19 protein-coding genes and 3 tRNA genes are annotated in these 18520 nt (G+C 45.1%); 14 read left to right on the top strand and 8 right to left on the bottom strand.

Going from position 1 to position 18520, the window contains the following annotated elements; genetic code table 11:
* Window positions 1-37: 37 nt before the first annotated feature.
* The 7 genes from HUF13_RS13020 to HUF13_RS13050 all read left to right on the top strand — a co-directional run bounded on the left by HUF13_RS13020 (window position 38) and on the right by HUF13_RS13050 (window position 4525).
* Window positions 38-394: a hypothetical protein gene (locus HUF13_RS13020; RefSeq protein ID WP_173475544.1), complete on the top strand. Its 357-nt coding sequence runs from the start codon at window positions 38-40 to the stop codon at window positions 392-394.
* The gene (locus tag HUF13_RS13025) at window positions 384-1337 is read left to right on the top strand and encodes a PhoH family protein (RefSeq protein WP_173475545.1); all 954 of its coding nucleotides are present in this window, start codon (window positions 384-386) and stop codon (window positions 1335-1337) included. The genes HUF13_RS13020 and HUF13_RS13025 overlap by 11 nt, the downstream gene beginning before the upstream one ends.
* 11 nt (window positions 1338-1348) lie before the next feature.
* Complete coding sequence (locus HUF13_RS13030) at window positions 1349-3625, top strand: HD family phosphohydrolase (RefSeq protein WP_173475546.1); 2277 nt, start codon at window positions 1349-1351, stop codon at window positions 3623-3625.
* A gap of 229 nt (window positions 3626-3854) precedes the next feature.
* Window positions 3855-3930 (top strand) — tRNA-Asp (locus tag HUF13_RS13035).
* A gap of 222 nt (window positions 3931-4152) precedes the next feature.
* On the top strand, window positions 4153-4344 hold the full coding sequence (locus tag HUF13_RS13040) for a hypothetical protein (protein WP_173475547.1): 192 nt from the start codon (window positions 4153-4155) through the stop codon (window positions 4342-4344).
* A 6-nt stretch (window positions 4345-4350) separates the two neighbouring features.
* Window positions 4351-4425, top strand: a tRNA-Val gene (locus HUF13_RS13045).
* A gap of 24 nt (window positions 4426-4449) precedes the next feature.
* Window positions 4450-4525: transfer RNA gene (locus HUF13_RS13050), tRNA-Asp, on the top strand.
* A gap of 138 nt (window positions 4526-4663) precedes the next feature.
* Here the strand turns inward: HUF13_RS13050 and HUF13_RS13055 are convergent.
* The 5 genes from HUF13_RS13055 to HUF13_RS13075 all read right to left on the bottom strand — a co-directional run bounded on the left by HUF13_RS13055 (window position 4664) and on the right by HUF13_RS13075 (window position 9393).
* Window positions 4664-5416 carry a hypothetical protein gene (locus HUF13_RS13055; RefSeq protein WP_173475548.1) on the bottom strand — a complete coding sequence of 251 codons (753 nt, stop codon included), beginning with the start codon at window positions 5414-5416 and terminating at the stop codon, window positions 4664-4666.
* A 9-nt stretch (window positions 5417-5425) separates the two neighbouring features.
* Entirely contained in the window at window positions 5426-6271 is an 846-nt protein-coding gene (locus HUF13_RS13060) for a hypothetical protein (protein WP_304039158.1), read from the bottom strand.
* Window positions 6243-7511, bottom strand: coding sequence for a lamin tail domain-containing protein (locus HUF13_RS13065; protein ID WP_173475549.1), 1269 nt, complete (start codon window positions 7509-7511; stop codon window positions 6243-6245). The genes HUF13_RS13060 and HUF13_RS13065 overlap by 29 nt, the downstream gene beginning before the upstream one ends.
* A gap of 48 nt (window positions 7512-7559) precedes the next feature.
* Window positions 7560-8480 carry a M23 family metallopeptidase gene (locus HUF13_RS13070; RefSeq protein ID WP_173475550.1) on the bottom strand — a complete coding sequence of 307 codons (921 nt, stop codon included), beginning with the start codon at window positions 8478-8480 and terminating at the stop codon, window positions 7560-7562.
* Between the two features lie 148 nt (window positions 8481-8628).
* Entirely contained in the window at window positions 8629-9393 is a 765-nt protein-coding gene (locus HUF13_RS13075; RefSeq protein WP_173475551.1) for a Nif3-like dinuclear metal center hexameric protein, read from the bottom strand.
* 232 nt (window positions 9394-9625) lie between these two features.
* On the opposite strand from HUF13_RS13075, the gene metK reads away from it, so the two are divergent.
* The 3 genes from metK to HUF13_RS13090 all read left to right on the top strand — a co-directional run bounded on the left by metK (window position 9626) and on the right by HUF13_RS13090 (window position 13121).
* Window positions 9626-10819: a methionine adenosyltransferase gene (metK, locus tag HUF13_RS13080; protein WP_173475552.1), complete on the top strand. Its 1194-nt coding sequence runs from the start codon at window positions 9626-9628 to the stop codon at window positions 10817-10819.
* Window positions 10820-10937: 118 nt separating this feature from the next.
* The gene (locus HUF13_RS13085; RefSeq protein WP_173475553.1) at window positions 10938-11483 is read left to right on the top strand and encodes a hypothetical protein; all 546 of its coding nucleotides are present in this window, start codon (window positions 10938-10940) and stop codon (window positions 11481-11483) included.
* Window positions 11484-11561: 78 nt separating this feature from the next.
* Window positions 11562-13121 carry a DUF4832 domain-containing protein gene (locus HUF13_RS13090; protein ID WP_173475554.1) on the top strand — a complete coding sequence of 520 codons (1560 nt, stop codon included), beginning with the start codon at window positions 11562-11564 and terminating at the stop codon, window positions 13119-13121.
* A 74-nt stretch (window positions 13122-13195) separates the two neighbouring features.
* Here HUF13_RS13090 and HUF13_RS13095 read toward each other — a convergent pair whose 3' ends face one another.
* Window positions 13196-14179: an NERD domain-containing protein gene (locus HUF13_RS13095; RefSeq protein ID WP_173475555.1), complete on the bottom strand. Its 984-nt coding sequence runs from the start codon at window positions 14177-14179 to the stop codon at window positions 13196-13198.
* Window positions 14180-14182: 3 nt separating this feature from the next.
* Complete coding sequence (locus tag HUF13_RS13100) at window positions 14183-15463, bottom strand: PH domain-containing protein (RefSeq protein WP_173475556.1); 1281 nt, start codon at window positions 15461-15463, stop codon at window positions 14183-14185.
* A gap of 219 nt (window positions 15464-15682) precedes the next feature.
* On the opposite strand from HUF13_RS13100, the gene HUF13_RS13105 reads away from it, so the two are divergent.
* Together HUF13_RS13105 and HUF13_RS13110 are read left to right on the top strand one after the other, a co-directional pair.
* Window positions 15683-15964 carry a type II toxin-antitoxin system RelB/DinJ family antitoxin gene (locus HUF13_RS13105; protein ID WP_173475557.1) on the top strand — a complete coding sequence of 94 codons (282 nt, stop codon included), beginning with the start codon at window positions 15683-15685 and terminating at the stop codon, window positions 15962-15964.
* Window positions 15958-16254, top strand: coding sequence for a type II toxin-antitoxin system YafQ family toxin (locus HUF13_RS13110; RefSeq protein WP_173475558.1), 297 nt, complete (start codon window positions 15958-15960; stop codon window positions 16252-16254). Before HUF13_RS13105 ends, HUF13_RS13110 begins: the two co-directional genes overlap by 7 nt.
* 217 nt (window positions 16255-16471) lie before the next feature.
* On the opposite strand, the gene HUF13_RS13115 is transcribed toward HUF13_RS13110, so the two are convergent.
* Window positions 16472-16699, bottom strand: coding sequence for a hypothetical protein (locus tag HUF13_RS13115; RefSeq protein WP_173475559.1), 228 nt, complete (start codon window positions 16697-16699; stop codon window positions 16472-16474).
* Window positions 16700-16758: 59 nt separating this feature from the next.
* Between HUF13_RS13115 and HUF13_RS13120 the strand changes: the two genes are divergently transcribed.
* Window positions 16759-17766, top strand: coding sequence for a hypothetical protein (locus tag HUF13_RS13120; RefSeq protein WP_173475560.1), 1008 nt, complete (start codon window positions 16759-16761; stop codon window positions 17764-17766).
* 23 nt (window positions 17767-17789) lie between these two features.
* Complete coding sequence (locus HUF13_RS13125; protein ID WP_173475561.1) at window positions 17790-18269, top strand: hypothetical protein; 480 nt, start codon at window positions 17790-17792, stop codon at window positions 18267-18269.
* Window positions 18270-18520 lie beyond the last annotated feature (251 nt).

Below are 18520 nucleotides of genomic sequence, written 5' to 3' on the forward strand. Positions count from 1 at the left end.
TATTTTAGCCATCAAAGACTAGAATGGAGCTTAAATAATGTCTCTTAAAAAATGGAAATTAGTTCTCGCCTCTCTTTCTGTAGCACTTTTCACGGCTTGCGCAGGTTCTTCTAACTCCGGCAGCAGCGATAACGGCTACACGGGAAGCAACGAATCCTCCTCTGAATCCGCTTCTTACACGGGCTACAGCGACAACCAGTCCGAATCTGCTAAGCCGGCCGCACCGGTAAAGAAAGAACCGCCCAAGGAAGTCATCAACGAAAAGACTTTGAAGAAGACTCAGGACGAAGCTTCTGCCGCAAACGAAGACAACCACAAGCTCCGCAAGGAAATCTTCGAAGCAAGAACCAAGCTTGGTCTTCCGATTCAGCAACCTTCCACAGATGCAGAGTAGTATAAGGCATTACTCACTGTCTGACAACCTGAAACGAGTTATTTCAGGCGAACGTGAAACGGTTTTCCGATTACTGGAGAGCCGTTTTTGCGTTGAAATACGCACCCGCCTTCCGGGACTCGACATTGTCCCGCTCGAAGACGCCGACATGTCAGGCATTCTTGCAGTCCTCGACCAACTTAAAATCGCCGCACGTAACGGCGAGGTTTTAGATGCTAGGCAGCTCGAACGCATGCTCGGCCCCAAAGAAGCGCCCTTTACCGAAGCCATTCCCGAAAGCCCAATCTTCAGGAACAGGTTCGGCATCAGCGTTTCGGCCAAAACACCTGCACAGGCAGAACTGGTCAAGGCAGTCGAAAACAACGACATCATTTTTGCGAAGGGCCCTGCCGGTACGGGTAAAACGTTCCTCGCCGTAACACTTGCCGTAGCAAGCCTCGAACGCGGCGAAGCCGAACGCATATGCCTTGTGCGCCCCGCCGTCGAAGCAGGCGAATCGCTCGGATTCTTGCCCGGCGACCTCAAAGAAAAAATTGCGCCGTACCTCCGTCCCATCCATGATAGCCTCTCCGAGCTGCTATCGACGGAAAAATTGCGCCGCTACGAAGAGACGGGCGCTATAGAAGTTGCTCCGCTGGCGTACATGCGCGGCCGAACCTTAAAACGAGCGTTCATCATCTTGGACGAAGCGCAAAACACGACAACCGCCCAGATGAAGATGTTCCTCACCCGCCTCGGCCCCCACAGTAAGGCGATTATCACCGGCGACACAAGCCAAATTGACCTCGCCAAGGGGCAAGTTTCCGGTCTGGAACACGCCATGAAAATCCTCAAGGGGATCCATGGAATCGCCGAAGTCGAATTTAGCGCCACCGACGTCCTTCGTCATCATTTAGTCAAAGACATTTTGCTAGCTTACGAACAGAACGAGCTTAAAAAGTAGAAGAGTATTAAATGAACAAGAAAGAGAAAAAAATTCACCTGTTTATCGGCTGGGTTATTTTAATCCTCATTGCCATTATCTTGTTTCCCGACAAGAACATTGCTCTCCGCGCCGAACGCCCGCACTTGGGGCAGCTCAGTACGAGAACGATAGTCGCGCCGTTCAAGTTCGAAGTTCCGAAAACCGAACAGGAAATTCAGAACGAGAAAGCTCGTGCCGCCGAGAAGGTGAATGCCATTTTCGAATTCAACGCCGACGAAACGACTCGCCTGCTGCGCGAATTGGAACAGTACCTCAAAAAGTTGGAACAGTACGGTAAATTGCAGTACGTCATCAGTTCCAGCAAAGATGACGGTAGTGTTTCGATGCAGGAGAAAGTTCAAGAAACTTCCCGCATTTACGACCAGCTAAAACAACGTCTCTCCATTACAGCCATCAAGCCGCTTAGCACAAATGCCGTTGCCCGTGATTCCTTGATGTCCGTGTTCTACCAGATGATGCAGAAGGGCGTTTCGAACACGCTGCTTGCCAAGACCGAAACCGAAGTGACGCTGTTCTGCAATAGCTACAATATCAAGCAAATCAAGAACCTCATCTACAACAAGCCCACGATTTCGCTCATCAAGGACAACGAAGAAAACACGCTGGACATCAACGAAATCCAGCCCATGCAGCGCCGCATCGACGAAGCGTTCGGCCAATTGCAAAGTTCGTTCTCCACGGAACAGGGGTTGCAGAGCGCCTTCTACGAAGCCCTTTATGTATTTACCAGCCCTAACATTTTCTATCTCGAAAAAGAAACCGAAGCACGCAAACTTGACGCGAGCAACAAGGTCACCTTAATCAAAGGCATGGTTCCGCGCGGCATGGAAATCGTGGCGCAAGGCGCACCCATCACCAAGGAAATCTTGGAAAAAATCGACGCCCTCCAACAAGCCCAGCAGAACGAAGAAAATTCTAAAATGCTCACGGCCCCTTACGGCAACGTGCTTGTCTTTGTTATTATCATTACGCTGCTCATCATGTTCAGCCTCTACACGCCCACGCGCACCATGTTCAAGACACCGCGCCAGTTGTGGAGCCTCGTATTCTTGACCGTGTTGCAGCTCCTCGCCTTCTGGATTATCCATAACCTTTCAGGAACGCTCAACAGGCCCGATAGCATTCTCCCCGACGCCATCGACTTCATGTGGCTGTACCCAATTACATTTACGCCAGTGATCGCCGTTGTGCTTTACGACTTCCGCATGGGACTTGCCTTTGCAACGTTCTCCGCAGGTTTCTTTGGCATTTTGAACGGTTACGACCTTGCAGCAACGCTCACGAGCCTTCTCGTCAACATCGCCGTCATCTCGCCGCTTTTCCGCATGCGCTACCGTGTGCAGTTTGCCTGGAGTATGATTGCAGGCGTCGTTGCCGCCGCAGCAGCCATCAGCGTAATGCTACTCCTCCGCAATAGATTCAGCTTCGTAACATTCTACCAGACACTTATCGCAGCAAGCGCAAACATCATCATCTTTACCGCAGTCGCGTCCGTGCTTTTGATCCACGTTGTCGAACGAGTCTTCAGCATTACGACAGTCCTTACGCTGATGGAAATGTCCGACTTCAACAGGCCTGCCCTGAAACGCATTTCGGAACTCGCACCGGGCACATTCCACCACAGCATCCAGGTTTCGAACCTTGCCGAAAGCGTCGCCGAGACCATTGGAGCCAACTCGCTCCTCGTCCGTGTCATGGCGCTCTATCATGATTTGGGCAAAACCATGCGCCCGGAATACTTCACCGAAAACCAGAAGCAAGGCGTGAACCCGCACAACAACCTTGATCCGTACCAGTCCGTAAAAATACTGACGGGCCATGTCTCTCAAGGCATTTTGCTCGCCAAGGAATACAAGATTCCGGAACTTGTCACCACAGGCATTCAGGAACACCACGGCACAACGCTCATCCAGTACTTCCACCACAAGGCAAAAGAACTCGCTAAGGAAACCGGTAAAGAAGTTAAGGAAGAAGATTTCCGCTACAAGGGCCCGCGCCCGCAAAGCATGGAAACCGCAATCCTTATGCTAGCCGACGTTATCGAAGCTACAAGCCGTTCGATGGCAGACACCTCTTCGGAAGCACTTGAATCCATGATCCACAAAACTATCTTGGACAAATTTATGGACGGGCAGTTCAACGAAAGCAATTTGTCCGTAAAGGAACTTTCAAAGCTCGAAGAAGCATTCCTCCATAGCCTTGACGGAACCTACCATACTCGCGTTAAATACCCTGGTCAGAGATAGACGAGAGAACGACTCTAAGAGCCTACAGACGAGAGACTAAAGTGTCATGCCCGACTTGATCTCTTTGACTACTTGCAGCTATGCTGCTTAGTAGTCATGATCCGCGTATGGGGAGGGCATCTCCTTTTTAAAAAGAAAAAAATTTAAAGAAAAACACCATTATCCCTTGACACACGAATTAATTCTTTTTATATTTGGGTCGTTCGGTTAAAAGACCCAACAAACCACTGGGGTGGTAGCTCAATTTTGGTTAGAGCACCGGCCTGTCACGCCGGAGGTTGCGAGTTCAAGCCTCGTCTATCCCGCGAAAAGATCCTCTCGAAAGAGAGGATTTTTCGTTTATTTTGCGATAGCGAAATAAATGAAATTCACCCATCGCGACAGGATGCAAGCACGCGCGTACTTTGTTCCAAGCCCAGCAGGTTTCACCTCAAAAAATTTTGATTTTTTTCAAAAAAAAGCGCAATTTCGGTTGACAAGATCCTGAATATTTGTATATTTGGCACGTAATCTTGAGGTTGTAGAAAATGTTAAATAAAAAGAATCTTGTTCTTATAGCTATTGGCATTTTACTACTCGTCATCGGGTTCATTTGCTTGGCCACAGGCCCTGCCGATAATCCAATCAGCCTCTCGGTTGCACCGATTATCTTGACGATTGCTTACGTAGTGATTATTCCTCTCGGAATTCTCTTCAACGGCAAGGATGAAAACAAGTAATTATTCGGACGATTAGCTCAGCTGGTTCAGAGCGTCTGCCTTACAAGCAGAATGTCAGCGGTTCGAATCCGTTATCGTCCACTACCGAAGAATCGGAAACGATTTGGGGTGGTAGCTCAATTTTGGTTAGAGCACCGGCCTGTCACGCCGGAGGTTGCGAGTTCAAGCCTCGTCTATCCCGCGATAAAGCGCTTCTCATTGAGAAGCGCTTTTCGTTTGTTAAGCGGTAACGAAACAAACAAAAAGCGTTCCTCTCGAAAGAGAGGATTTTTCGTTTGCTAAAGACCCTTCCTACTTCTAACTTCCTACAGTCTACTAATTAAATCTGGAATCCGAACGCGGCGTTCACGTCGATGACAATTCCCTTGTCCATCTCAAAGTATTTACCCTTGCGTTCGGCATCAAAGTCGCTCGTCCAGGCATAACCTAAACCGACATCGACAAAAAACGCAAAGCGCCCCAAGAATCCTTCCCCATTGTTCAAGACTTTCTTGAAACCGCCACTGCACATAAAGCCGTAAAGCCAGCCATCAAAACTACCATCGCGGTTCGAATGAATATGCAAATGGTTCACCAAAAGCCCTGCCTGGAAATAGCGCCAACGCCTGCCACCAACGCCATACAAACGGAAACTTTCTTGCAAACCGATATCATGAATCTTGTAGCGATCGTGTTTTCTTTCTCTATCCACTCGTACATAATGCGGCGCCGAAATCAGAGAAATTTTCTCCATCAACTTCCACTCAAACGTCAGATTGAACAACGGATAGTCCGTAAATCCCTCCGGAACATTGAGGCCACCCCAAAAATGCGAATAAGGCACCATAAAATTAAACGGATGGATATACAGCGCAAACGTAGAATCTTTCAACGATTCGTCTTGCTCTAGAGGCTTTGAATCCGAAGCTGGAGTTTCAGGCGCTACAGCATTTGCTTCGGCAGCCGGAGTTTCGTCCTTTACTTCAACTTCGATCTTTGCCTTTTTTTCAGCACTCGGTTTTGGTTGCGTTTTAGCAGGTTTCGCCACAGAAAATACAGACAAAGCAAGCAACAAAAGGACGACTTTTTTCATATAACAAAATTAGTTAAATTTCCTCCTTTCATCTTTAAGCCAGCGTGTAACATGGACGCCATTCCACCCTAAAGAATTGTGCCTGAAACCACGCGCGTACGAAGCTCCATAACGCCCTACATTAAATGAAAGTTGAACAGCCACTGCAAAATCAGGGAAGCGGTAAGAAGTGCTGATTTCCGCAAATTTCCAGCGAAATTTCGCCCCCACATTCAGATAATCGAAATCACATTCCGCAAAAGCAGAAATAGTCTCATCCGTCATCCAGTGAATGCCCAGCACAGGCGCAACGCCCTCATCAGTAAAGCCACTCAGCATCGCAGCCAAATGGATTTCTCGCCATTTGTAATCGAGCCCCAACTTGAAGCGGTGACGCGACCAAAATTCTTCACCAGGCACCCATTCCATACCAAGCCCGTAACTCACGCCAAACACAAAGCGATTCCACGGGCGAGCATACGAGAATTCCGAATACAAGTTCCGATACAGCGAATCCATGGAATGGTAAGCGACAAACGCCCCAACGCGATAAACGTCGCTCCCAAATTCCAGCGACAGATTCCACGAAGATTCATCGACTTCATCCATCCAGTAATACGAAAGGCCATACGACGGCTCCGCATAACGCGCCGGAGTCGAATAATAACCGCCAAGCCCAACAGGCGAAAGCCCACCAGCAAGGAGTGATGCAAACGAAGCACGCCCTTCAGCGGCATTGCAAGGAGCAACGTTCAGCAACGCCACGAGAACCCCTATAACGCTCCACACGGCGTACAAAAGCTTTGCGCAACTCCAGCAGCATTTTTCAAAGCATCGCCAACACGGCTTACGGGCGCACAAGAATACCGACCACATCTTCGTACACCCCCACAGACAAAGCCACATAACCAACGCCTATTCCAAGATATTCCTGTGCAGGCACATTCACCCATTCATTCGACATTGCTGAAACGACCGATTTCCAAACGCGACGCCCCGCAGAATCCAAAAGAGCTAGTGTTACATCATTTTCCGATTCTACACGAATGCGAAGAGCAGCGCCTTTTTTCGAAACAACTCGCGATGAAAGTTTGTACGTAAATAGAGCTTTTCCCGGCGCATTTTCCGAAGCATTTACAGCAGCACCTCCCGACGCACTCCCCATAGCATTCCCAAATTTCGAGCCCATTCCCATCTTTTTCTGGAATCCCGGCGTAAATTCGCGTTTCCTTGTCAACGGATTGAATCCCGACGGGCACGCCACAGTTCCTTTGTTCCAATAAACGCTATCGATCACATCATTACGGAAACAAAGGCGAAGCGAGCCTTCTACGTTATTCAAATAGCCTAACGATACTTGAATCATGCGTATATCGGGAATTCCAAGAACTTCACGCAAAGCAGACGTATCCTTGCTCACCAGCATTGTCTGGTAAGGCAGAATCGAATCCCGCGCATTTCCTAAAGCGCCTCCACGATCGCAAAAGCGGAACTCCTGCAACGGGAGCGCATACCCGCTCGCATTATAAAGTTCCACCCACTCCGGCATCGGTTCTTCCGGGCAATGATGGATCTCCGTCATGCGGAGCGTTCGCCCCTGCTTGCCTAGCTCGCCCGCCAAAGCCAATAGCGAATCCTCTTCTACACCAAGTTCGTATTCCAAGTCACCCACGCCCATAGACCCTGCAACATACACCCACTCGTCCGTAAGCCCCACGCGCTGAATCGACTTGCCCGGCTTAGGCTGCGGGACCGTCACAGAATCCATGCACACACCCGACCAAACCTTCCAAACGGATTCCCTGGAATTCGGGAGCGAGACCTTCCCTAGCATGCCACACGCTACATTTTTTCGCGGTGGACACAGCGACGAATCGTGCACCAGCACCAAACGTTCGGCCTCCGGCCACTTAAACGCCAAAATTTCCCTGCTTTCAAAACGCACAAAAAGCGAATCCCCTCGAAATTCGTCAAGCCGAATTTCGACATACTCACCCTCCAGGTCTGAAACATTTTTAGGATCCGGGAAAAATTCCACAAACATCGGACATGAAAATGCCGATACATAAAAAGCCAAGCCGCACACAGCGACCGGCAAGACACCACATTTATTCACGACACCCTCCCCAGGGCGCGCCCCTCAAGCGTAAAACGCTAGCGAGATTTAGTCGACTTCATAGTCGTTAGGGAGAATATAAGGAAGAGGGTTCACCGGGTTACCGTTTTTCCAGACCTCATAATGGAGGTGCGGACCAACAGAACGTCCAGTATTGCCCATATAGCCAAGAATTTGATAACGATGTACAAACTGTCCCGGAGTCACGGCAGACATCTGCATATGCCCATAACGGGTCTTGAGGCCATTACCATGATTCAGGACTACAAAATTCCCAAAAGAGGAACTCAGCTGGGAAATTTCAACCACGCCGTCTGCCGGCGCATAAATCGGGGTCCAACGATCGTTAGAAATGTCTATGCCCTGATGCATTTTGCCCACTTCACCGGTCACAGGATGGACACGCGGACCAAAGGCAGAAGCATAACGACCGTTTGTAGGAGAAATAGACGGAATATAGCGTAAAACGGAGCGGCTCTGGTCGATATATTTAGTCAGAGCATTAAAAGAATTTTCGTTGTTCTGGATTTGCCCAAAAATGCGCCAAACATCTTCGTGCATCGTAGCGGTACGTTCAAACACCGGGGAACTTTTGCGCAAAAGCTGGACATTCGGTTCAATATGGCCGCCTGTCGAAAGCTTACGGGATGCTTCGTCCGGCAGCGGCAGACCGAGCTTTGCATGGAGCATTTTTTCGGCCTTGAAGAAATCCTTAGACGTATTGGAAATGTAATCCACCGTGCTCTGGATTTGCGAAAGTTCCTTGTTCAGCTTTTGACGACTTGCAAAAGCATGCTTCAAGACACCGTCATAAACTGATGTCGAAAGAATTTGGACAAGGAAAAGGATAAAGCCTACAACAACGACGATTCGCGCAAAAAGCGAACCGCGAAGAATGAACGAAGGCATTTTCACGGTCAACGTCCGTGACGACTTCTGAAAATGTATGGAGGCCTTAACGAAATTCATCAAGGGATAATGTAAATAAATGGCACGAAAATTTCAAAGGATTTATCCCTATTTTTTTATTACAAGCCATTATTTTGCGCAATATCACTTAATTTAGCGTCGTTTAAGGCCTTTTTTTTCCCAGTTTTTTTATTTACACAAAAAAAATCTAAACCGGATTATCGCAATCGACAAATTTTGTCGGAATACTTAACTCGGTTTGAATCTTTTCGGCAAGTGCGCTCACACCAAAAATTTCGGATCTATGGTGTCCGCACGAGACCAGATTTACTCCGTTTTCTTGGCAGAATATAGGGATCTCTTCCTTGATGCTACCAGTAACATAAGCATCGCAATTCTTTTCCATAGCTTCACGTACAGCAGATGCGCTGCAACTACCGCTACAAATCGCCACACGCTTAATTTGTTCAGAACCATAGAAGAATTTATTCTGCACACCATGTTCAAAAGCTGCATCAAGACAGTCCAAAAATTCTTCTCTTGTCGCAGGAGTGTTCCATTCGGCAATCACGCCGATAGGCCTCATGCCTTCGTAAGCAAATTCATGAACTGGGTTCAATCCCAGATTTTTAGCGATGACCGCGTTGTTTCCGATTTCGCGGTGGCCGTCAAGCGGCAAATGGAAACCGAACACAGAAATGCCATGCACCATAAGCTTGCGGATACGTTCACCGAACTTTCCAACCGGAAGCAGGCGTTCGCCCTTCCAAAAGCCATTCGGATGATGTACGATAATACAGTCAGCCTTCTCGGCAATGGCGGCATCAATCAACTGGTCTCGCAAGCTCACGCCTGTTACAATCTTGGAAACCTTGTCACTAGCTTCGACGCAAAGACCGTTGACGCAATAATCATTAAATGATTTCGGGTCGAGCAGGTCGTCCAACCATGCAGAAATAAATGACAAATCCATATACATCTCCTTATTGATAAAAACATCCCGGCACCATGCCAGAATTGTCTCTCCGCCACCTAACATATTATCGTTAGCAATAGAAAATATAAATACAAAATTTTAATTTACAACAGCGCCCCCCATTTTTGAGTGAAAAAAAGCTAACCGGAGCTATTTCGCGTTGACACGCTCTATGCATTTAGTTAAATTTATGCATAGATAATTCAAAGAATTTTTATAGGAGCCCCAAATGGCACATTATCTTTTTACTTCTGAATCCGTTTCTAAAGGCCACCCGGACAAGGTTGCCGACCAGATTTCCGACTCCATCCTCGACGCCTGCCTCGCCCAAGACCCGAACAGCCGTGTTGCTTGCGAAACCCTCGTGAACACAGGCCTCGTCGTTATCTCTGGCGAAATTACCACCAAGGCCGTTATTGATTTCCAGGAAATTGCTCGCAACACCATCAAGAACATTGGCTACGTGAACCCGGACCTTCAGTTCGACTACAAGGGCTGCGCCGTGCTCGTCGCTATGGACAAGCAGTCTCCGGATATCGCTCAGGGCGTTGACGCCAAGGCTGCCGACGGCAAGGAAGACGACAAGCAGGGTGCTGGCGACCAAGGTATGATGTTCGGTTACGCCGTCAAGGAAACCAAGGAACTCATGCCGCTCCCGATCAGCCTCGCCCACAAGCTCATGGAAGAAATCCAGAACCTCCGCGAAAAGGGCAAGATCAAGTGGCTCCGTCCGGACGCCAAGTCCCAGGTCACCGTCGAATACGACGAAAATGACAAGCCGGTCCGCGTGGACACCGTCGTTATCTCAACCCAGCACGACGAAAAGGTAAACGGCAAGGAACTCAAGCATTCCGTGATCGAAAAGGAAATCATCGAAAAGCTCATCAAGAAGGTGATTCCGGCAAAGCTTTTGGACAAGAAGACCCGTTACCTCGTGAACCCGACCGGCAAGTTCGTTGTCGGTGGCCCGCACGGCGACTGCGGCCTCACTGGCCGTAAGATCATCGTCGATACCTACGGTGGCATGGGTCGTCACGGTGGTGGCGCATTCAGCGGCAAGGACCCGAGTAAGGTGGACCGCAGTGCAGCTTACGCCGCTCGCTACGTGGCAAAGAACATTGTTGCAGCAGGCCTCGCCTACCGTTGCGAAGTCCAGCTCGCTTACGCTATCGGTTACTCCAAGCCGGTTTCTGTTCTCGTGAACACCTTCGGCACAGGCAAGATCGACGACCGCAAGATCGAAGAAATAGTCGCCAAGAACTTCGACCTTTCTCCGGCTGGCATCGAAAAGATGCTCGATCTCCGCAAGCCGGGCTTTGTCGCAACAGCCGCCCTCGGTCACTTCGGCCGCACGGGCGCTCGCTTCACGTGGGAAAAGACCGACAAGGCTGCAGATTTGAAGGCTGCCGCCGAAGCTGTTTAATTGTCATTCCCGCCTCCGAGCGGGAATCTACATGAACACGCGACAATATCGCGAACAACCTTTACAAGGCAGACCACACTCAAGCGGTCTGTTTTTGTATTTTAATCGAGGAGGAAATATGATCCAACGAATTTTCGCATTATTGCTTATCGCGACTGTATTTAGCTTTGCTCATGCCGCCCCCGCAAACGATTCACGCCCTTCATATTTTCAAAAAGATTCTGTTTATGCAGAACAATATGCAGCACTCACGCAAGTCGATTTTGACGGGTACTACGAGAACTTGATCAAAACCGAAAATGAAACAATCGATAAAGCAGCCATTGGATTTCTTATCGGAACTTTCGCAACAGGATTCGGCATCTTTACAATCACAACTGCATTCGATAACAGCGATTGCAGCGAATTGGTTGAGATGAATAGAGACATTCTAAAACTCACGGGTATCGGCCTATCAGTCGTTGGCATCACCGGTATTACATACGGGCTATATACATATTTCACAAAAACCGGAGAAAACAGCAAGCGCGCCTCATACGAACGCGCCTACGAAATCTACAAACGCAGGCGCTCCGAACTCAAGGATGGCGCTAAAGTCATTGTAGCTCCAGCCGTTGATTTGTTCGGAGGTTCCGCAGGAATGCAGTTAAACGTGTTGTTTTAAAAAGTAAATTACCGCTCTCTTTTTCACCAAATCATATTATTTTTATTCGAGTGCAAGGATAAACCTAGAGGAGCGAGTATGGCTAAAAGTATTTTTCTTGTTGGCGCAACATTTGCCGCACTAACAACAGGCTTTATCGCGACAAGCGCTTTTGCTGCAGCGCGTTCTGTCGCGCTAAACAAAAGCATTGAAACGCTTGAGCCGATGAAAGGAATCGTATTCTGGCCCGACCAAGCAAAAAGCCAAAAGAATTTGCAGAGCGCCATCTCGCTTGAATTCTCGTACTGCCTCCCCTGCGCCGTAGTAACAGGCAAAACCGGCGACAAAATCAACTACGACTGGAGCAGTTTTGAAAAGTTGCTCGACGACATCAAGAGCCGTGGGCACCAAGCCATCGTACGGTTCCGCATCGAGTATCCGAACGAAACCATCACAAATGCACCTAATTGCACCGAAGGCGTGAAGGGCGCCACCGCCGTTCCCAACTACTTCGTTACAAACAGCAATTACCAAGAAACATTCTCCGAAAACCCTGGCGGCGACGGTCCCACTTACTACGCCGACTGGAGCAGTACCGCACTCCAGTGGTTCTACAAGCAATTCTACGCTGACTTCGCTGCGAAATACGACAAGGACCCGCGTATTGCATTCGTGCAGGCAGGCTTCGGGCACTGGGCCGAATACCACATCTACGGCACCAAACTCATACTCGGCACGAACTTTCCTTCCAAGGAATACCAAAGCGAATTTCTGACACATCTTGATACATTATTCACCGAAACACCTTGGAACATTTCGATTGACGCCGCTGACAAAACCTACTCGCCCATTGCCGAGAACAAGACTTTGCTTGGGCTCAAATTCGGGCTGTTCGACGATTCCTTCATGCACAAAGAACACGATATATCGCAAGGCGACGGAGACAACGAAAAGAATTGGCAAACAATCGGCAAAGACCGCTGGAAAACATCGCCCGCCGGCGGTGAAATCAGCTACTACGAAGACAAGGACCAGCACGAGTTCCTGAACCCCGCTGGACTTTATGGCATCACCTGGGAAGATGCCGCCAGCAAATACCACATGACATACATCATCGGCAACGACGCGCCCGAAGGCAAGTACGCCACAAAATCGCGTGTCTTTGAGGCCAGTTCCTATGCGGGCTATAAATTCGAGATTACGAGTTTTGCGGTCAACAAGATTTCGGCTGCCATCCGCGTGAAAAACGTAGGCATCGCACCACTCTACCACAACGCCTACGTGACAGTGAAGGGCGTGCGCAGTGAAAAAACGCTCAAGGGGCTTTTGCCCGGCGAAGAGGCAACCTACACCATCTCAGGAATTTCTATTGCCGACAGTGAATCGCCTGAGCTCACCATCACCGGCGACAAACTTTTGAAAGACGCGACCATCCCCTACAAAGCAAACCTCGACGGGAAAGCAAAAGTCATTGAAGGGCTAATTGAAGAAAATGGAACAACAGCAATCGCACATAGGAACAAGAATGCCGCAAGCAAAGTTCACGAAAAGCAAGCGCAAAACGCCCGCATCGTCGATCTTAATGGCCGCGCCGTACATAGCACCAACGCTCAAAACGCAATGAAAAAATCGCCCAAAGCGTACTATAAAGTGAAATAAAAATTTCGCAAAATGCGTTACGCAAAATGCGAAATTTTTATAGAATTTTGCCTCATTTAGGGTTTGGAGACATTTTATTCTCTATACCAGCATTTAGGAAACCCACTACAGCCCCAGAATTGATTGCCAGCGTTTTCGCCTTTTTTCGCTGTTCGCAAAACTAAAGGTTTTCCACACTTGGGGCAAATTTTTTCAGTTGTATTCTCATCTTTCGAAACTACTTTTTCTTTAGGTTTTTCAACAACTTTAGGAGTTGACTTTTCACACTGAGGTTCGGCCTTATTTGCAATAACCTCAGTAAGCATTTCCTCATATTTTTTTGCATAATCTGATTTTATCGGCTTACTACACTTAATGAAGGAATCTAACAATTCATGCATATCCTTCTCAGAAGATTTTAAAGAATCATCATCTTCTTCAATTTTCCTTATATAGGCAACAAGCTGATCCAAACGAATAACAACCTTACGAATTTCTTCAGGAGCTTTAGAGTCATTCAAAATTGTCTTCGGATTTGCCAAGACAACAATAGACCGATATGTTTTTGGGAACAACTTATCAAACAAGCCCTGTGTTACAAAATTATTTTTGTACTCTCGACGAATTTCTTTGAGAATATTCAAATGCCTTTCGTTTTGGGAAACTGGAGACGGGAATCCTTCTTTACGGTAAAATTTTCCTTGACCCTTATGACGAATAAAATTTCCCTTTTCATCAATTTCTATATTACCATAAAGATTTTTACACTCAATAACAAAAATATGCTTTCTTGTAATCACTAAAAAATCAATTTGAGCAGAAAGACCGTTCTTTTCCAAATAGAGGTCATGCATAATAAGCATATCCATACCACTATTTTTCAATTCAAAAGCAATCTGATTTTCGCCCTTAAGCCCTGCTTCAGCAATAGCAATTTGCTCATCGATTCTTTCTTTGATTTTTCCAGAAGCTCTTGAAGAAAGAGACTTCATCTTTTCAATAAAAGATTCTGCATCGCTATCTTCCTTAATGAATACAGGACCAAAATATTTAAAAAATAAAGCATCAATAATACCCATAATTTATTTCCTCAATTGTTCTTTTTTATAAACACTTTTTACACTACATTTATCCGCAGAATATGTACTCAAAGAAAGACCTCTGCCTATACAATTTGCAATAAGACCATCGCCTTTTCGAATCTCATCTAATTTTCCAGCTTGTTTTTTAGGGAAAGTCAATTCTATTTCTGTAACCTTACTACCTAAATTGAATATATTTATTCCACCAAGCCCTTCAAACTTAACAACGTAATCACCCCAAAAATTTTTTTCGACGGAACGAACAGGACCTACTATAGACAACCTAGTTCCATCAAAAGTTTTATCGGCAACAGCCTCGTTTTGATTATATGTATCAACAATTTCTCGTGTACTAGCTAATTTTCCGGTATCCTTTTTACGTTCATCCCAAAAGTCAAATCCAACAGTAACAAGAAGTTTTATCGCAACAACAAAATATATAAGAGCAAAAAAATCATTCAATCCTTTCGCTACAGGAGTAGACACCTTATCCTTAAAAAAGCTTCCATCACAAATAGAAATTAAATCACTAAGTACCCAAAGACATAGCACAGCTAAAATCAATGAAGAAATAATATAATGATCATTTTTATTCAATAGAAATGAAAAAGCAAACAAACCCCATTTTACGTATCCATGTCCTTTTTCACCCCAATTTAAATCATGCAAACCCACTAATCCAAACAATCCAGCAACAAGCGTTGCTGAAGTTCTACTCATCTTGGATCTATCAGCAATTGGAGGATTGACTCGTTCATGCAAATCGGTTTTATTATCCTTCGATATAGAATTTTCAAGGGTTTCTTTAGGCGGAACAAAGCCATTTTCTAATTCCTTAATCCATCGATTTCCCAATTCAGCCATAACTTTAACAGATTCTTTAGTACAATTATCAACTACAACCAATCGACTTCCCAAGTCAATCATTATTTTTCCCAAAATAAATCCCTGGGATGCCGAAATCGCCTGAACATTCTTAAGTCTTATACTTTGAGTATCAACGGATGAAGTAAGCAATGCCGCATCAAGAAAAAGAAATCGCTCCGATGTCAGAACAACAAGCCAAGTATTGGTTCCAAAATCAAAAGCATTTGAAGTAACCGTCTGCTCCATCAAGCCACTCGCTAGAGCAAAAACAATTTCTCCAGGTTCTAGGTAATTAGGCAATACAGCAAGTTCTTTTTGCGTCCCTAAAGCATCAAAACTGACACCATTAATTTCACAAATGGCACGCCAATCAGCCTTTTCCGTTGCAATCTTATATCTGTTATAGTCTTCCATATTTACGTTTTTCCATGCTAGGGCATATCTAAAATTTCACATTCGTTTTCTAATATACATTGAATTTGTTAAAACAAATCAACAAAGCAAATAGAGTTTTATCCAAAATGGTATATGCTTTGCCTCATTCATTTTACAGGACTCAGCAACAAGCATTGCATTTTATGTGATTTTTACATATATTTATAGTGTAATTCATTTAAAAACCACAGGAAAAATATGGCAAACCTAACAATTACACTCGATGATGAAGACAAAAAAGGCATCGCTGATTTTTGCGAACAAGTTGGAATGACTATTTCAGGCCTTTATAACGTTTTTACAAAACAAGTTCTACGTGAAGGTAGAATTCCTTTTGAAATAGGCATAAACACTCCAAATCGCGAAACAATCAAAGCCATGAAAGAAGGCGACAAAATCTATGAGAAACTTTTGAAAAATCCCACAAAAGTTAAAACCTATACAGTCAACGAAGCTATTCGGGAGATGAAATCTTGGTAGAAAAAGTGCCGCTTTACAAAATCCAATGGACATCTCAATATAAAAAGGATATCAAGCGAGCCAAAAAAAGAAATTATGATATGAACGAGCTATATTCCGTCATATTAAAGCTCGCAAATGACGCGCCTTTAGAAGAACACTACCGAGATCACGCTCTTGACGGAAACTGGGCTGGACACAGAGAACTCCATATCCGTCCTGATTGGCTATTGATATATCAAAAAAGGGAAAAAATACTTATACTTGAATTAACGCGCACCGGCACTCATGCAGACTTATTCGACAAGTAAGACTACCGGCTTTCTTATATTACAATTTTTCCAGAGCCGCTTTCTTGGATTACAATACCAGATGCTTCGCCATTCTGAATTTTTCTAACACGATTCTGACTCCATAGCCACTAGAACCACGAATGCGCTTTACACCATTTGTTGGCTCAAATTCAACTGTAAATACAAGAAATAATTGATTTCCTCCCAAACGCAGATACGAGAAATAATGGTTCCCCTACGCTTCGCTCCGAGGATGACCGCCCCATAAAAAAGGGAAATCCCCCGCATCTGCGAGGGACTTCTTGTGTTTCAAATTTCTGTTGTACTTTGTCTTGTCGCGGGCAACTCTTGTCCGCAACGTGGCTCCGTTTTGGGAGCCGTCTATGCGTCGCATGCGCATCATATCGCTTTCTTTGGCAGTTTCAGCAACCTTGCTGAACGTTTTATCTTTATTTTTAGCCATGACAGCCTCCTTATCGCCTAAATTTAATATATTCGACTTGAACAAAAAAGGTATTTAATATGAAAAAGGCTTACACGTTCTTATTTGGCATGTTCATGTTCGCTGCTTGCAGCGACAACAATCCGACATCGGGTCTCGACAACACTCAAAGCACAAAAACATCGACAGCTGATTTCGGTGAAGGTTACACTTACGCCATCCCGATTAAATACGACGAAACTACAGGACGGATTTATCAGGGAACGTACGCATGCAATTACCACCCCGATACAAAAACATTCGCTTGGGAAAAATATCCAGAATCTTTGGATCCGGGCTCTTATAAGATTGTTGGCGATTCGCTTTGGATGGGGCCTGCCGAAAAACAAGTTTCTGAAGACCCTGATGAACAACAGTTCCTTGACGTATACCACAACTACGAAACCTTGTCGTTGAGCAATGACCACGATGGTATTTATGGAACATGGAAAGTCACCGGTTGCAAAAGGATTCTCGGCGAAACAGAAATCAAGTGTACTAAGTACATCGGTGGCATAAGCGGCATCGCAAGAACAATGAAAATTACTAATGATTCCATTTATATCGTTACGACCGTCGATACAGACAACTTAGAACAAAACGATATCAACATCGGAAAAATTATATATCGTAATTTTGGTTTTGATATTGGCGACGCCGTCATTAAGCAACTGCTTATTGAAAAAACAATACAGAAGGAGTCCAAAGAATTTTTAAAGCAAACGTTCTCTATTGGCAATCAAATTTTCGAAGTAGTTTCTACTCCTAAATTCGACGCAACAGGAATGAACAATATTTCAACGATATCCAGCAAAGGAAAGACATGCACTAACACGCAAAGATTTGGATTCATCAACGAGAAATTATGCAAAGAAGAAAGTGCAGAATTTTTATTGAGCGCTCGTGATAAAAGCGAAGACGAATTATACTATAAGAAAGGACCTGTAGAAGGATTCAGCATAGACAACAATGACGAATTCAACGAATGCACCAAAGGACTCCCGACCGAAGAAACAAAGCAATTGTTGAACCAGTACGCCAAGAATTAATTCTATCATAGAATTATTCCGTTATGACTAAAATATTCTTTATTATTGTTCTGTTGTTCTTTTCCTCATGCGGGATATGGTGGGGAACATTTCCAGGTATTGGATATATTCCCTTCTTTCAACATTCTTCGAAAAACATGAAAACAACAATATGTAATATAGAGGGAAAAAGAATTTTCTTATTTGGTGAAGACACGAACGTTCCTTATTTCAGTTTTAAGGATGAATATCGTGTTTATCATATTCTATCTGAAGACAGCTCTAATAAAGAATATATTGCAACATACAAATTTCCTATGACATATGGAGTTGGAGCTATAGCAGAAAATACAGATATAGCCATTGTTGAAACGCAAGAAAATATTACAATCTATTATAGTCGTGAGCCGGTAGGTGGATTTATTATTGAACAAAATCCTTTTTCAAAAAAATTAAGGACTGAATTTCGCGATCGATTATTTGACATAAAGAGTGTAGATGGGGCGTGCTATTATAAAAAATAATAGCTTCAGCAAAAATAAAGTATGTACGAGATTTTCAAATTAGTCATTTCAGATATAAACATTTATGGGCTCTGCATTTTTTTGCCGAGCCTTTTGGCATTATTTTTTACGGCAAAATTCAGAAATGACAAAAAGAAACTGAAAATCATTTTAACAGCAATTCCGTCAATCGTATTATGCTATTTGCTGATTTACTGTTCCTTTACATTTATATACATTTTCATAATCTGCAGCGCACTCGCAATTTTGTA

This window comes from Fibrobacter succinogenes, assembly GCF_902779965.1.
Lineage (GTDB): Bacteria > Fibrobacterota > Fibrobacteria > Fibrobacterales > Fibrobacteraceae > Fibrobacter > Fibrobacter succinogenes_F.

What these genes read in the sequence shown, in the direction of transcription:
- HUF13_RS13020 (WP_173475544.1), top strand. Translation starts at nt 38, where the DNA reads ATGTCTCTTAAAAAATGGAAATTAGTTCTCGCCTCTCTTTCTGTAGCA.
- HUF13_RS13025 (WP_173475545.1), top strand. Translation starts at nt 384, where the DNA reads ATGCAGAGTAGTATAAGGCATTACTCACTGTCTGACAACCTGAAACGA.
- HUF13_RS13030 (WP_173475546.1), top strand. Translation starts at nt 1,349, where the DNA reads ATGAACAAGAAAGAGAAAAAAATTCACCTGTTTATCGGCTGGGTTATT.
- HUF13_RS13040 (WP_173475547.1), top strand. Translation starts at nt 4,153, where the DNA reads ATGTTAAATAAAAAGAATCTTGTTCTTATAGCTATTGGCATTTTACTA.
- HUF13_RS13055 (WP_173475548.1), bottom strand. Translation starts at nt 5,416, where the DNA reads ATGAAAAAAGTCGTCCTTTTGTTGCTTGCTTTGTCTGTATTTTCTGTG.
- HUF13_RS13060 (WP_304039158.1), bottom strand. Translation starts at nt 6,271, where the DNA reads ATGTGGTCGGTATTCTTGTGCGCCCGTAAGCCGTGTTGGCGATGCTTT.
- HUF13_RS13070 (WP_173475550.1), bottom strand. Translation starts at nt 8,480, where the DNA reads ATGAATTTCGTTAAGGCCTCCATACATTTTCAGAAGTCGTCACGGACG.
- HUF13_RS13075 (WP_173475551.1), bottom strand. Translation starts at nt 9,393, where the DNA reads ATGGATTTGTCATTTATTTCTGCATGGTTGGACGACCTGCTCGACCCG.
- metK (WP_173475552.1), top strand. Translation starts at nt 9,626, where the DNA reads ATGGCACATTATCTTTTTACTTCTGAATCCGTTTCTAAAGGCCACCCG.
- HUF13_RS13085 (WP_173475553.1), top strand. Translation starts at nt 10,938, where the DNA reads ATGATCCAACGAATTTTCGCATTATTGCTTATCGCGACTGTATTTAGC.
- HUF13_RS13090 (WP_173475554.1), top strand. Translation starts at nt 11,562, where the DNA reads ATGGCTAAAAGTATTTTTCTTGTTGGCGCAACATTTGCCGCACTAACA.
- HUF13_RS13095 (WP_173475555.1), bottom strand. Translation starts at nt 14,179, where the DNA reads ATGGGTATTATTGATGCTTTATTTTTTAAATATTTTGGTCCTGTATTC.
- HUF13_RS13100 (WP_173475556.1), bottom strand. Translation starts at nt 15,463, where the DNA reads ATGGAAGACTATAACAGATATAAGATTGCAACGGAAAAGGCTGATTGG.
- HUF13_RS13105 (WP_173475557.1), top strand. Translation starts at nt 15,683, where the DNA reads ATGGCAAACCTAACAATTACACTCGATGATGAAGACAAAAAAGGCATC.
- HUF13_RS13115 (WP_173475559.1), bottom strand. Translation starts at nt 16,699, where the DNA reads ATGGCTAAAAATAAAGATAAAACGTTCAGCAAGGTTGCTGAAACTGCC.
- HUF13_RS13120 (WP_173475560.1), top strand. Translation starts at nt 16,759, where the DNA reads ATGAAAAAGGCTTACACGTTCTTATTTGGCATGTTCATGTTCGCTGCT.
- HUF13_RS13125 (WP_173475561.1), top strand. Translation starts at nt 17,790, where the DNA reads ATGACTAAAATATTCTTTATTATTGTTCTGTTGTTCTTTTCCTCATGC.